This window comes from Stenotrophomonas sp. TWI1409, assembly GCF_039673015.1.
Lineage (GTDB): Bacteria > Pseudomonadota > Gammaproteobacteria > Xanthomonadales > Xanthomonadaceae > Stenotrophomonas > Stenotrophomonas maltophilia_A.
The window spans coordinates 14865-27447 of record NZ_JBDJKU010000037.1; the positions used below are offsets into that span (position 1 = coordinate 14865).

13 protein-coding genes and 1 riboswitch are annotated in these 12583 nt (G+C 66.5%); of the genes, 5 read left to right on the forward strand and 8 right to left on the reverse strand.

What is annotated here, in order from left to right; all coding sequences use genetic code 11:
* Window positions 1-7: 7 nt before the first annotated feature.
* Together ribB and ABE423_RS13155 are read right to left on the reverse strand one after the other, a co-directional pair.
* Window positions 8-1108, reverse strand: coding sequence for a 3,4-dihydroxy-2-butanone-4-phosphate synthase (ribB, locus tag ABE423_RS13150; protein WP_346486298.1), 1101 nt, complete (start codon window positions 1106-1108; stop codon window positions 8-10).
* Complete coding sequence (locus ABE423_RS13155; RefSeq protein WP_049425005.1) at window positions 1105-1731, reverse strand: riboflavin synthase; 627 nt, start codon at window positions 1729-1731, stop codon at window positions 1105-1107. Before ABE423_RS13155 ends, ribB begins: the two co-directional genes overlap by 4 nt.
* A 74-nt stretch (window positions 1732-1805) precedes the next feature.
* Window positions 1806-1951, reverse strand: a riboswitch (FMN riboswitch).
* Between the two features lie 187 nt (window positions 1952-2138).
* On the opposite strand from ABE423_RS13155, the gene ABE423_RS13160 reads away from it, so the two are divergent.
* The 3 genes from ABE423_RS13160 (at window position 2139) to ABE423_RS13170 (ending at window position 4326) form a co-directional block, all read left to right on the forward strand.
* Window positions 2139-2759 (forward strand): hypothetical protein, encoded by a 621-nt coding sequence (locus ABE423_RS13160; RefSeq protein WP_032128042.1) that lies wholly within the window; start codon window positions 2139-2141, stop codon window positions 2757-2759.
* 152 nt (window positions 2760-2911) lie between these two features.
* Complete coding sequence (locus ABE423_RS13165) at window positions 2912-3796, forward strand: hypothetical protein (RefSeq protein ID WP_121504865.1); 885 nt, start codon at window positions 2912-2914, stop codon at window positions 3794-3796.
* A 95-nt stretch (window positions 3797-3891) separates the two neighbouring features.
* Window positions 3892-4326 (forward strand): hypothetical protein, encoded by a 435-nt coding sequence (locus tag ABE423_RS13170; RefSeq protein ID WP_346486301.1) that lies wholly within the window; start codon window positions 3892-3894, stop codon window positions 4324-4326.
* 35 nt (window positions 4327-4361) lie between these two features.
* On the opposite strand, the gene ribD is transcribed toward ABE423_RS13170, so the two are convergent.
* The 6 genes from ribD to ABE423_RS13200 all read right to left on the reverse strand — a co-directional run bounded on the left by ribD (window position 4362) and on the right by ABE423_RS13200 (window position 9124).
* The gene (gene ribD / locus ABE423_RS13175) at window positions 4362-5447 is read right to left on the reverse strand and encodes a bifunctional diaminohydroxyphosphoribosylaminopyrimidine deaminase/5-amino-6-(5-phosphoribosylamino)uracil reductase RibD (protein ID WP_346486303.1); all 1086 of its coding nucleotides are present in this window, start codon (window positions 5445-5447) and stop codon (window positions 4362-4364) included.
* A gap of 131 nt (window positions 5448-5578) precedes the next feature.
* Window positions 5579-6100, reverse strand: a complete 522-nt coding sequence (gene nrdR, locus ABE423_RS13180; RefSeq protein WP_004143350.1) for a transcriptional regulator NrdR — start codon at window positions 6098-6100, stop codon at window positions 5579-5581.
* A 149-nt stretch (window positions 6101-6249) separates the two neighbouring features.
* On the reverse strand, window positions 6250-6699 hold the full coding sequence (locus ABE423_RS13185; protein ID WP_180838553.1) for a hypothetical protein: 450 nt from the start codon (window positions 6697-6699) through the stop codon (window positions 6250-6252).
* A gap of 27 nt (window positions 6700-6726) precedes the next feature.
* Window positions 6727-7146 (reverse strand): hypothetical protein, encoded by a 420-nt coding sequence (locus ABE423_RS13190; protein WP_346486306.1) that lies wholly within the window; start codon window positions 7144-7146, stop codon window positions 6727-6729.
* Window positions 7147-7212: 66 nt separating this feature from the next.
* Window positions 7213-8466 (reverse strand): serine hydroxymethyltransferase, encoded by a 1254-nt coding sequence (gene glyA, locus ABE423_RS13195; RefSeq protein ID WP_010481990.1) that lies wholly within the window; start codon window positions 8464-8466, stop codon window positions 7213-7215.
* A gap of 184 nt (window positions 8467-8650) precedes the next feature.
* A complete protein-coding gene (locus tag ABE423_RS13200; RefSeq protein ID WP_154262284.1) occupies window positions 8651-9124 on the reverse strand; it encodes an RcnB family protein in 474 nt (157 codons plus the stop codon).
* Window positions 9125-9377: 253 nt separating this feature from the next.
* Between ABE423_RS13200 and ettA the strand changes: the two genes are divergently transcribed.
* A complete protein-coding gene (ettA, locus tag ABE423_RS13205) occupies window positions 9378-11042 on the forward strand; it encodes an energy-dependent translational throttle protein EttA (protein ID WP_005412220.1) in 1665 nt (554 codons plus the stop codon).
* Window positions 11043-11206: 164 nt separating this feature from the next.
* Window positions 11207-12523 carry an NCS2 family permease gene (locus ABE423_RS13210; RefSeq protein WP_005408048.1) on the forward strand — a complete coding sequence of 439 codons (1317 nt, stop codon included), beginning with the start codon at window positions 11207-11209 and terminating at the stop codon, window positions 12521-12523.
* Window positions 12524-12583: the final 60 nt, after the last annotated feature.

Below are 12583 nucleotides of genomic sequence, written 5' to 3' on the forward strand. Positions count from 1 at the left end.
CTACCCATTACAGGGTGACCGTCTCCACCACTTCCAGGCCGTAGCCTGCCAGGCCGATCTGGCGACGCGGGGTGCCCAGTACGCGCAGCTTGCCCAGGCCCAGGTCGGACAGGATCTGCGCGCCAGCACCATTGCGGCGCCACTGGCTCACGTCCTTGTCCTTGCCCGGCACCATCGGCGCCGGCTGCTGGCGCAGACGCGCCAGCAGGGCCTCACCGTCGCGCGGAGCCGACAGCACCACCATCACACCGGCGCCTTCGGCATCGATGGCACGCAGGGCATCGGTGGCGGCCACGCCGAAGTCGTCACGGCGCCAGTGCAGCAGGTCGGCCAGCGGGTTTTCCACCTGCACGCGCACCAGGGTCGGCGTTTCGGCATCCGGAGTGCCGCGCACCAGGGCGAAATGCACGTCGTGGGCGATGCGGTCGCGATAGGTGACCAGCTTGAACGGGCCGAATTCGGTATCGATGTCGCGTTCATCGACGCGCTCGACGGTCTTCTCGGTGGCCAGACGGTAGGCGATCAGGTCGGCGATGGAGCCCATCTTCAGGCCGTGCTCGCGGGCGAACACTTCCAGCTCCGGGCGGCGCGCCATGCTGCCATCCGGGTTCAGGATCTCCACCAGCACGCCGGCCGGTTCCAGCCCGGCCAGCATGGCCATGTCCACGGCGGCTTCGGTGTGGCCGGCGCGGGTCAGCACGCCGCCCGGCTGGGCGATCAGCGGGAAGATATGGCCCGGCTGGTGCAGGTCCGACGGCTTGGCGTTGGGCTTCACCGCGGTGCGGATGGTATGCGCGCGGTCATGCGCCGAGATGCCGGTGGTGACGCCCTCGGCGGCCTCGATGCTGACCGTGAAATTGGTCTGGAACTGCGCGGTATTGGCCTGCACCATCGGCGCCAGGCCGAGATCGGCGGCGCGGGTGCGGTTCAGCGGCAGGCACACCAGGCCACGGCCATGGGTGACCATGAAGTTGATGTCGCTGGCCTTGACCAGCTCGGCGGCCATGATCAGGTCGCCTTCGTTCTCGCGGTCTTCGTCATCGACGATGACGACCATGCGGCCCAGGCGGATGTCTTCCAGGATCTCCGGAATCGGGGCGAAATTCATGCTGCATCTCCATGCGGGTGCTGACCGTTGGCCGGCACACTGATCAGGCGCTCCACGTATCGGGCCACCAGGTCGATTTCAAGGTTGACCGCACTGCCCACGCCCGCGGCGGAGAAGGCGGTGTTGGCCACCGTGTGCGGGATCAGGGCGACTTCGAAGCCCTCATCATCCACTTCGTTGACGGTGAGGCTGACGCCGTCCACGCAGATCGAGCCCTTCTTGGCGATGTAGCGGCGCAGCGAGGCCGGCGCTGCGAATCGCCAACGCTGGGCACGCGCGTCTTCGTGGATGGACAGCACCTGGCCGAGGCCGTCGACGTGGCCGCTGACCAGATGGCCGCCGAGGCGGTCGGTCGGGCGCATGGCGCGTTCAAGGTTGATGACCGCCCCTTCGGACAGCTGGCCGAGCGTGGTCAGGCCCAGGGTCTCGGTGGACGCGTCAGCCTGGAAGCTGCTGGCGTCGAATGCGATGACGGTGAGGCAGACGCCGTTGATGGCAATGCTCTCGCCCATCTGCACGTTGTCGAACGGCAGAGTCCCGACATTGAAGGTGAAGCGGACATCGCCGCCGATGGATTCGCGTGCGGCCAGACGGCCGACGCCTTCGATGATTCCAGTAAACAAGTAACGTTCTCCGCGAAAAGTGAGCGAAAAACGCCGCAAGGCAAACAGGCGCACGCAGGGCATGAGCCCTGTGGCACCGTCTTCTTTCATCCGGACTATGACCGTCGGCTCCGGCATTGGACCGGATCTGCTGACCCCCGGCCGTGGGCCGGGGCGCTCGCGGGCTCGTGCTTGCGCACCTACCGCCGGTGGGGAATTGCACCCCGCCCTGAAGACGTTTGTGTACCGGCGAACCGGCGTGGCTAGTGTACCAGCCCGTGCTGAACGGGGTCGGATGCCACAGCTGTGACGGCCGTCGCTCGCAATTTGTAAAACTTTCATTAAAATTCTGCCCCGGACGACATGAGGTCGCCACGGGTAGCCCGCTGGGCAGGCCCGCCAAAGGACTGAAATTCACAGGAATTCCCATGCGCAAGATGCTGATCGTGGCCGCCCTGCTGGCCGCCGCCCCGCTCTCGGCTTCGGCCGACGCCCTGAGCTACACCTACGTTGAAGGCGGTTGGACGCAGGTCAAGGTTGACGACAACGCACTGGACGACCCGAAGGTCGACGGCGGCTACCTGCGTGGCTCCGTGGCCATCGCCGAACAGGTCTACGTGTTTGGTGGCTGGTCGCGCACCAGCAAGACCTATCACTACAGCGACGGTTCGCTGAAGGTTGAACTGAATCAGCCGGAGCTGGGCATCGGCTACCACATGCCGTGGACCGACCGCGTCGACTTCACCGCCGACATCGCCTGGGTGCGCCAGAACGCTGAGCTGACCGATCGTTATGACGGCTACAGCGACCGCTACAAGGACCACACCAACCTGGCCCGCGCCACCATGGGCATCCGCGGCAAGCCGTCGCGCATGACCGAAGCCTGGGCCAAGGCCGGTTACATGGACGGCGGCAACAACTACAAGGGCACCTGGGTCGGCACCATCGGTGGCCAGATCAACTTCACCAGGACCTGGGGTCTGGTGGGCGAGATCTCCGGCTACCGCGACGTCACCCAGTACTCGGCCGGCGTCCGCGCCAGCTTCTGATCCAACGATCGCTCCTCGTCGTGCGATCGAACGGGCCCCGCAAGGGGCCCGTTTTTTTGGCCGGCATACACGACCTCGTGACCCCATCGCGCCATCGAAAGTCCACGCAGATGCGCTAGGCTTGCGCGCCTCTGGAACAGGAAAACACCGTCATGAAGACCCCCACCCGTACTCTGCTGGCCAGCATGCTGTTGTGCGCCCCGCTGATCGCCACGGCCGCCCCGGCCACGCTGTCGCCCGAACAGGCGTTCGACCTGTATGCACGCACCCTGCTGGAAGACGACGCGACCGCCACGCGCGCGCTCAACGACGCACTGAAACCGGCATTCGAAGGCCAGGACGCTGTAACCCCGAATCCGGGTGCGCTGGCCAAGGCATTGGCCGAACCCTGGCAGACCGTACTGGCCAGCACCGGCGCCAAGGTCGACGCTGCGGCCACCGAAGCGCTGTATGCCAAGGCGCTGCGTGATTCGAAGTGCCGCGCCACCAAGAGCGTGATCGAAGACAACGAATACGTTGAAGACCAGAAGCTGGCGCGGATCACCTACAGCTGCCAGCTGCCCGACTTGGGCAAGGTGCGCCCGCTGTTCGCCGCCAGCCTCGCATCCGATGCCAGCCCGGCCTCGCGCAAGCAGTTCACCGATGCCTACACCCAGGCGCTGCAGAGTGGCGCGCGCGTGCCGGTCAGCGGCACCTTCACCCTGTACCCGGCCAAGGACAACGGCTACTGGTACAGCGGCAATTTCGATGACCTGGTGGGCACCGTGGCCGGTGCGCTGGCACCGTTCGAGGACTGGATGCAGGACGCGCAGGCGGCCAACGCGCCGAAGGTGACCGGCGTACCGGGCTGCGACCTGTTGCTGCAGCAGCATCGTGCCTGCGTGGCGAAGGTCGCACCGGACCAGATCAGCGGCGTGGACGCCATGGCCGAGGAGCTGAAGGCCAAGGCACAGGTGCAGTCGGCCGATGAGATGACGCAGGAGTGCAAGGCACTGCGCCCGATCGCCGAGATGATGTGGACCGACGAGTGCGCGTAAGCCGCCTGTAGAGCCGAACCCGTGCTCGGCTCTCGGTCGCGGATGACGACTGCACCCGCACTTTCAGAACCGTTGCATGGCCCTGTGCGGCCCGCATGATCAATGCTGTTGCCCTCTTCCATCGGGGCAACCGCATGAAACACCGCACGACGTCGACCACGGTCATGCTGATGGCGCTGCTGGCGCTGACGGCGTGCGGGCAAGCCAAAGTACCCAAGTCCAGGATTACGACCTTCTCGGTCATCCCAGCGGTTGCCTTCGAGTCAACCCTGCTGAGCGACAGGCAGCTGGATGCGTGGATGAGCGAAGACGACGACTGCCACGCGTTCCTGATGTATCACGATCAGTGTGCCGTGTTGGTGTTGCCCCATGAGTACGACGACGGCTTTACCCGTCACCAGCTGCGATTGAAGGCGAAGAAACTGCCGGGCGAGGCACTGGGCGCGTACTGCCGCAACCTGCATGCGCTGTGGAAGCAGCAGTGGAAAGGCCAGTGCCCCGTCGGCGAAGAAGACGACGAAGATGCCTGACGACAAGGGCGTCGCCCCTGTTCCGCGTCATTCCCTCACGGGCGCAGCAGCAGCCTGATGTCCCCGCCGACCTGACGCTGGTCAACCACACACAGGCGACGCTGCTGGTCCATGGCATCGATGCCGAGACCGGCCAGCAGCGGGCGGCCGTTGTCGCCCAGCAGCGTAGGCGCCTGATACAGCAGCAGTTCGTCCACCCAGCCGCCGTGCAGCAAGGCACCGGCCAGCGTCGCGCCGGCTTCGGTATGCACCTCGTTGATGCCGCGCTCGGCCAGCAATGCCAGCACCGCGCCCAGATCGAGACGGCCGTCAACACTGGGCACGCTGGCAAATTCTGCGTCAGCCGCATCCGGTGCACTCACTGCAGCATCGTGCAGGTACAGCGTCGGTGCCCCGCCCTCGCGCACGCGGCTGCATTCGAGCGAACGCAGGCGCGAATCGAGCACCACGCGCAGTGGCGGCATCACTTCGGTGTCCGCCAGGCGCACGGTCAGCATCGGGTCGTCGGCCAGCACGGTATCGGCGCCGGTCAGGATCGCGCCGGCGCGTGCCCGCCAGTGCTGCACGTCTTCGCGCGCAGCCGGGCCGGTGATCCACTTGGAACTGCCATCGGCCATCGCGGTGCGACCGTCGAGGCTGGCGGCCAGCTTCACCCGCAGCCACGGCCGGTTGCGCTCCACACGCGACAGGAAGCCCTTGTTGAGCTCACGTGCCTGCGTCGCCATCAGCCCTTCAGCGACTTCGATGCCCGCATTGCGCAGCAGATCGAAGCCACCACCATCGACCTTCGGGAACGGATCGCGCATCGCGGCAACGACGCGCGACACACCCGCTTCGATCAAGGCCAGCGCACACGGCGGTGTGCGCCCGTAGTGCGCACAAGGCTCCAGGGTGACGTAGGCGGTGGCACCGCGCGCCTCGCTTCCTGCCTCGCGCAGCGCGAACACTTCGGCGTGCGGTCCACCGGCACGCTGGTGCCAGCCCTGCCCGACCACACGTTCGCCGTGGGCGATCACGCAGCCGACCATCGGGTTTGGGCGGGTGGTGTAGGCGGCACGCTCGGCCAGACGCAGTGCGTTGGCCATGTGCAGGTGGTCGAGAACGGAGAACGGGGTGGTCATGCGGCCATGGTAGCGCCGTTGGTGCCGGTGTAGATCCACGCCATGCGTGGATGGGCGCCACTGTGCCAACCAAGGTTGGCACCCACCGAAGCAGATATCTGTGCCAACCAAGGTTGGCATCTACCGGGGCGTCAGCCCTTCTTCTTCTTGGTCAGGGCGATCACGTCGCCCAGCAGCTGCAGCTGTTCGGTACTGGAGGGCAGATCACGCTCCAGCTTCTCGATCTCCTCGCGGAAATCGGCCACGTCCTCGAAGCTGCGGTAGACCGACGCGAAGCGCACATAGCCGACATGGTCGAGCTTGCGCAGTTCGTTCATGACGAACTCACCGACCTTGATCGAGGGCACTTCGCGCTCGCCGCTGATGCGCAGCTGGTGGACCACGGCGCGTACCGCCGCTTCGATCTTGTCTTCGGCCACCGCACGCTTCTGCAGCGCGCGGTCGAAGCCAGCGCGGACCTTGCGCTGGTCGAATGCTTCACGGGTGCCATCGCTCTTGACGATGGCGGGCAGTTTCAACTCCACCGTTTCCATGGTGCTGAAGCGCTCGCCACAGGCTTCGCATTCACGCCGACGACGGATCGTCGCGCCGTCTTCGGAGACGCGCGAGTCGATGACCCGGGTATCGGCATGTTGGCAGAAGGGGCAGTGCATGGAACGCCTGGCTCAGGAAAGTACCTATTGCCACGGTCATGGCAGCGTCGCAAAGGTACCTGAGAAAGGGCCCCGCAGCAAATGCTGTCTGCGCGGAAGTGCCTGCATTTCGGCCGAACAGAGCCGCCAGCGCGGTCACGGCTGCGCGTTCAACCGGGTGCCGGCGGCGCCGAGGCCGCGGGCGCCCAACGCAGCCACGCCAGATGCCCTGCCATCACCAGCAACGGCGGGCCGAACCCGAGGAAGGCCAGGGTCGAGATCTCCCCGTGCTTGAAGGTGAAGTACAGCGTGGCGCCAACCACGCCCAGCGCGGCCAGGGTCCCCAGCGCCAGGCCGACCCAGGCGACAACCGGCGATTGGCGCAGGCCGCTGACACCGCGCCACAGGAACAGGCCGCTCAGCCACAACCACGACAGCAGGCCGATGATCCCGGCCGACGACCACAGCAGCAGGATCCTGTACTCGTCACCGGTCAGGTACTTGCCATCCCATACGACCATCAGACCCAGCACGGCACCCGTGCCTCCGGCGGCCACCGTGGGCAGGCCCACCAACAGGCCGGCAATGGCCATCCAGCGTTTGTGCAGACGCTCATCCATGCGTTCGGTTTCCTTCCCTGGGCCGCATCATCCGCGGCGTTTGATCCACACCAGCATCGCAGCCGGCACCAGCATCGACGGGCCCAGCAGCAACAAGCCGAGGCCTTCGCCGTGCACGGCGATGCCCCACCACAGCGCCAGCCCCAGCGGGGGCAAGGCGGCGAGACCGCCCGCCAGCAGCATCAACCACCAGAGGCGGTGCACGTGCAGCCCGGCACGCCCCTGCATCAGAAAACCCGCGCTCAGCCACAACCAGGCCAGGCAGCCGGCAATGCCGGCCAGGCCCCACAGCGGCATCACCGTTACCGAGGCCAGCGTGCCATGACCAAACTGGCCCAGCCCCATCAGCAGCAGCATCGTCGCCGCCGCGCCGCCCATCGCCAGGCTGGGCAGGCCGAACAGCACCGCCAGGACGGTGTAGAGGTACTTGAGGTGGCGCTCATCCATGCGCGGTTACTCCCATACCGGGGTCGGAGCCCTTCCCGGCGGGAAGGGATCCGACCCCTGCTGCGATCAGCCGTAGACCGGGTACTTGCGGCACTGCGCGCTGACGGCGTCGCGCACGCGGGCGATGACGGCGTCATCGTTCGGTGCGTCGAGCACGTCGGCGATCCAGTTGGCCAGGTCCACGCAATCCTGTTCGACGTAACCACGGGTGGTCACCGCCGGGGTGCCCAGGCGCAGGCCCGAGGTCACGAACGGCGAACGCGGATCGTTCGGCACCGAGTTCTTGTTGACGGTGATGTGGGCCTTGCCCAGCGCGGCTTCCGCGTCCTTGCCGGACACGTCCTTGCCGATCATGTCGACCAGCATCAGGTGGTTCTGGGTGCCGCCGGAGACGATCTTGTAGCCGCGCGCGATCAGCGTGTTGGCCATCGCCTGGGCGTTCTTCACCACCTGCTGCTGGTAGGCCTTGAAGCCCGGTTCCAGCGCTTCCTTGAAGGCCACGGCCTTGCCGGCGATGACGTGCATCAGCGGACCGCCCTGGATGCCCGGGAACACGATCGACTGCAGCTTCTTGACCAGGTCTTCGTCGGCGCCCTTGGCGACGATGATGCCGCCACGCGGGCCGCGCAGGGTCTTGTGGGTGGTCGAGGTGACCACGTGCGCGTGCTCCAGCGGGCTCGGGTAGACGCCAGCGGCGACCAGGCCGGCGACGTGGGCCATGTCGACGAACAGGTAGGCGCCGACCTTGTCGGCGATGGCGCGGAAGCGCGCCCAGTCGATCACCTGCGAGTAGGCGGAGAAGCCGGCCACGACCATCTTCGGCTTGTGCTCCAGGGCCAGGCGCTCGACTTCGTCGTAATCGATCAGGCCCTGGTCGTTCACACCGTACTGCACGGCGTTGAACAGCTTGCCCGAGGCGTTCACCTTGGCACCGTGGGTGAGGTGGCCGCCGTGGGCCAGGCTCATGCCGAGGATGGTGTCACCCGGCTGCAGCAGGGCGAAGTACACGGCCTGGTTGGCCTGCGAGCCGCTGTGCGGCTGCACGTTGGCGTAGTCGGCGCCGAACAGCTGCTTCAGGCGGTCGATCGCCAGCTGCTCGGCGATGTCCACGTATTCGCAGCCACCGTAGTAGCGCTTGCCCGGGTAGCCTTCGGCGTACTTGTTGGTCAGCTGGCTGCCCTGCGCTTCCATCACCGCCGGGCTGGTGTAGTTCTCGCTGGCGATCAGCTCGACGTGGTCTTCCTGGCGCTGGGTCTCAGCGGCGATGGCCTTGGCCAGTTCGGGATCGTAGGATTCGATGCGGACGTCACGCGGGAACATCGGGTACTCCAGCAGGCAGGGAAAAGGGGTACGGCTCAGCCCCCGATTGTAGCCCCGCACCGGGCCTGCCGGGGCCGAAACGGACGGGGCCGGCATCCCCGAAGGAATCCGGCCCCGTATGGTTTCGAGTGCGCTGTACCGGCGTACCGGTAGATCCACGCCATGCGTGGAGGTGGCTGCGGACTCAGCGGCTGCTGAGCACGTACTGGGCGATCACACCGGTGGCGATGGCCACCAGCAGCATGTTGCCGCGGTCATCGCGGATCCAGTGGTGGCCATACGGCGGGCGACGCAGGTGATAGCGCGGGTAGTCGTTCACCACATAGATCGGGCCACGGTAGTAGTCGCGGTAGCGATGGCCGACCTTCCAGCCGTAGCCCGGGCCATAGGCCGGGCGGTACACCACACGCGGCGGTGCCGGGCGGTAGTAGCGGTCATGGTCGCGGTGCCACTCGCGGCGATCCTGGCGGTAGTCGCGCCGGGCCTCGCGGCGGTCGCGCTCCCAGTCACGGCGATCCTGGCGCCACTCGCGGCGGTCCTCGCGCCACTCGCGGCGATCATGGTCGCGGCGGTGGTCGTTGTCGGCGAAGGCCGGGGCCACCGCGCCGAGCGCCAGCACAGAGGCCACGGCGCCGGCCATTACTCGATTGATGCGCATGTCAGACCTCTGCTCGGGTGGGTGGTGAACCCATATTGCGCATCCGATCTGAACCGTTTCCGGCTGGAAACGCTTCCCGCTACAGGACTGTGACCGGGTATTCAGGCCGCGGCCAGCCCGGCGCCCCTGCCCGGGCGCGGCCCGGAACCGGTTCCGGCTATAATTGGCGGTATTCCATTTCAGTCTGTGCCCGCTGCCGCAACGGGATGTTCCCGTGACGGATCGGGCGCAGGGCCGCGCCTACGGAGACCGCATGTCCTCGCAATACATCTACACCATGAACCGCGTGTCCAAGGTGGTCCCGCCCAAGCGGCAGATCATCAAGGACATCTCGCTGTCCTTCTTCCCGGGCGCGAAGATCGGCCTGCTGGGCCTGAACGGCGCCGGCAAGTCCACCGTGCTGAAGATCATGGCCGGCGTGGACACCGATTTCGAGGGCGAAGCCCGCCCGCAGCCGGGCATCAAGGTCGGCTACCTGGCGCAGGAACCGGAACTGGACCCGACCAAGACCGTGCGTGAAGCGGTCGAGGAAGGCGTGGGCGAAGTGCTGCAGGCCCAGGCCGCGCTGGACGCGGTGTACCTGGCCTACGCCGAGGAAGGCGCCGACTTCGACGCGCTGGCCAAGGAACAGGAGCGCCTGGAGGCGATCCTGGCCGCTGGCGACGCGCACACCCTGGAGAACCAGCTGGACGTGGCCGCCGATGCGCTGCGCCTGCCGCCGTGGGATGCCGTGGTCGGCAAGCTGTCCGGTGGTGAAAAGCGCCGCGTGGCGCTGTGCCGCCTGCTGCTGCAGAAGCCGGACATGCTGCTGCTCGACGAACCGACCAACCACCTCGACGCCGAGTCGGTGGAATGGCTGGAACAGTTCCTGGCGCGCTACACCGGCACTGTGGTGGCGGTCACCCACGATCGCTACTTCCTGGACAACGCCGCCGAGTGGATCCTGGAACTGGACCGCGGCCGCGGCATTCCGTGGAAGGGCAACTACACCGACTGGCTGACCCAGAAGGATGAGCGCCTGAAGCAGGAAGACAACCAGGAAAAGGCTCGCCAGAAGGCGATCCAGAAGGAACTGGAGTGGTCGCGCCAGAACGCCAAGGGCGGCCGCACCAAGGGCAAGGCCCGTCTGGCCCGCCTGGAAGAGCTGCAGTCGGTCGATTACCAGAAGCGCAACGAGACCAATGAAATCTTCATCCCGCCGGGCGAGCGCCTGGGCAATGCGGTGATGGAGTTCAAGAACGTCTCCAAGAAGTTCGGCGACCGCCTGCTGTTCGACAACCTGAGCTTCCTGGTGCCGGCCGGCGCCATCGTCGGCATCATCGGCCCGAACGGTGCCGGTAAGTCGACCCTGTTCAAGATGATCACCGGCCAGGAAAAGCCGGATACCGGCGAGATCGTGGTCGGCCCGACCGTGAAGCTGTCCTACGTGGACCAGAGCCGCGACGCGCTGGAAGGCAACCACAACGTCTTCCAGGAAATTGCTGGCGGCCTGGACATCCTCAACATCAACGGCATCGAGATCCAGTCGCGCGCCTACATCGGCCGCTTCAACTTCAAGGGCCAGGACCAGCAGAAGATGGTCGGTTCGCTGTCCGGTGGTGAGCGTGGCCGCCTGCACATGGCCAAGACCCTGCTGCAGGGTGGCAACGTGCTGCTGCTCGACGAACCGTCCAACGACCTGGACATCGAAACCCTGCGTGCGCTGGAAGATGCGCTGCTGGAGTTCCCGGGCAACACCTTCGTCATTTCGCATGACCGCTGGTTCCTGGATCGCATCGCGACCCACATCCTGGCGTTCGAAGGCGACTCGCACGTGGAGTTCTTCCAGGGCAACTACCGCGAGTACGAAGAAGACAAGCGCCGCCGCATGGGCGACGACGCCGCGCCGAAGCGCCTGCGCTTCAAGGCGCTGAAGTAAGGCAACAGGAAAGGCCGCGCTCGCGCGGCCTTTCTCCTTTTGGTAGGTCGCCACCGTTGGTGGTGACGCTGTGAAGCGTACCGACCAACGGTCGGTACCCACGTTCTGCATTCGGGTAGGTCACGACCGTTGGTCGTGACGCATTATTGTCGCGAGATTCCCCCATGTCCCTGTTCGAGCGCCTGTTCCAGTTGCAACAGCACGGCACCACCGTGCGCACCGAGCTGCTGGCCGGTGTCACCACCTTCCTGACGATGTCCTACATCGTCTTCGTCAATCCCGAGATCCTTGGCACCACCGGCATGGATGCGGGCGCGGTGTTCGTGGCCACCTGCCTGGCTGCTGCACTGGGTTCGGCGGTGATGGCGCTGGCCGCCAACTTCCCGGTCGGCATGGCGCCCGGCATGGGCCTGAACGCGTTCTTCGCCTTCACCGTGGTCGGCGCTGCCGGCCTGCCGTGGCAGCAGGCACTGGGAGCGGTGTTCATCTCCGGCCTGGTGTTCCTGGTGCTGTCGCTGACCGGTGTGCGTGCATGGCTGGTGTCGGGCATTCCTTCGTCGCTGCGCTCGGCCATCGTGGCCGGCATCGGCCTGTTCCTGGCGATCATCGCGCTGCAGAAGTCCGGCGTGATCGTCGGCAATGAAGACACGCTGGTGGCGCTGGGCCCGTTGAACACGGCGCCGCCGCTGCTGGCGCTGGCCGGTTTCCTGCTGATCGCGGTACTGGAAGCGCGTCGCATCCGTGGCGCGATCCTGATCGGCATCCTGGCGGTGACCGGCGCCGGCTGGGCGCTGGGCGACGTGCAGTACCAGGGCCTGGTCTCGCTGCCGCCGAGCCTGGCACCCACCTTCCTGCAGCTGGACCTGCCGGGCCTGCTGCACCATGACGGCGGTGCGCCGATCGCGGTGCTGCTGCAGGTGGTGCTGGTGTTCGTGCTGGTGGAAGTGTTCGATGCCACCGGCACCCTGTATGGCGTGGTCGGCCGCGCCGGCCTGCTGAAGCTGCCGGGCGCGCAGAAGCGCTTCGGCCGCGCGTTGCTGGCCGACAGCACGGCGATCGTGGCCGGTTCGATGCTCGGCACCAGCAGCACCACCGCCTTCGCTGAAAGCGCCTCGGGCGTGCAGGTGGGCGGCCGTACCGGCCTGACCGCACTGGTGGTATCGGCACTGTTCCTGGCCGCGCTGCTGTTCTCGCCGCTGGCGGCGATGGTGCCCAGCTATGCCACCGCACCGGCGTTGCTGTTCGTGGCTGGCCTGATGCTGCGCGAACTGGTGGAAGTGGACTGGAGCGACCTGACCGAATCGGTGCCGGCGGCACTGTGTGCGCTGGCGATGCCGTTCACCTACTCCATCGCCAATGGCCTGGCGTTCGGCTTCATCGCCTATGCCGCGCTGAAGGCCGGTACCGGCCGTTGGCGCGAAGTGCATCCGGCGGTGTGGCTGGTGGCGGTGCTGTTTACCCTGCGCTACGCATTGGAGTAAGCGTTGGGCGGTGCCGGCCAGCGGCCGGCACTACCGGCGGTGGTTCACCTGCCGCGCACG

What these genes read in the sequence shown, in the direction of transcription:
- nrdR (WP_004143350.1), bottom strand. Translation starts at nt 6,100, where the DNA reads ATGCACTGCCCCTTCTGCCAACATGCCGATACCCGGGTCATCGACTCG.
- ABE423_RS13170 (WP_346486301.1), top strand. Translation starts at nt 3,892, where the DNA reads ATGATCAATGCTGTTGCCCTCTTCCATCGGGGCAACCGCATGAAACAC.
- ribD (WP_346486303.1), bottom strand. Translation starts at nt 5,447, where the DNA reads ATGACCACCCCGTTCTCCGTTCTCGACCACCTGCACATGGCCAACGCA.
- ABE423_RS13165 (WP_121504865.1), top strand. Translation starts at nt 2,912, where the DNA reads ATGAAGACCCCCACCCGTACTCTGCTGGCCAGCATGCTGTTGTGCGCC.
- ABE423_RS13160 (WP_032128042.1), top strand. Translation starts at nt 2,139, where the DNA reads ATGCGCAAGATGCTGATCGTGGCCGCCCTGCTGGCCGCCGCCCCGCTC.
- ABE423_RS13210 (WP_005408048.1), top strand. Translation starts at nt 11,207, where the DNA reads ATGTCCCTGTTCGAGCGCCTGTTCCAGTTGCAACAGCACGGCACCACC.
- ettA (WP_005412220.1), top strand. Translation starts at nt 9,378, where the DNA reads ATGTCCTCGCAATACATCTACACCATGAACCGCGTGTCCAAGGTGGTC.
- ABE423_RS13185 (WP_180838553.1), bottom strand. Translation starts at nt 6,699, where the DNA reads ATGGATGAGCGTCTGCACAAACGCTGGATGGCCATTGCCGGCCTGTTG.
- ribB (WP_346486298.1), bottom strand. Translation starts at nt 1,108, where the DNA reads ATGAATTTCGCCCCGATTCCGGAGATCCTGGAAGACATCCGCCTGGGC.
- ABE423_RS13190 (WP_346486306.1), bottom strand. Translation starts at nt 7,146, where the DNA reads ATGGATGAGCGCCACCTCAAGTACCTCTACACCGTCCTGGCGGTGCTG.
- glyA (WP_010481990.1), bottom strand. Translation starts at nt 8,466, where the DNA reads ATGTTCCCGCGTGACGTCCGCATCGAATCCTACGATCCCGAACTGGCC.
- ABE423_RS13200 (WP_154262284.1), bottom strand. Translation starts at nt 9,124, where the DNA reads ATGCGCATCAATCGAGTAATGGCCGGCGCCGTGGCCTCTGTGCTGGCG.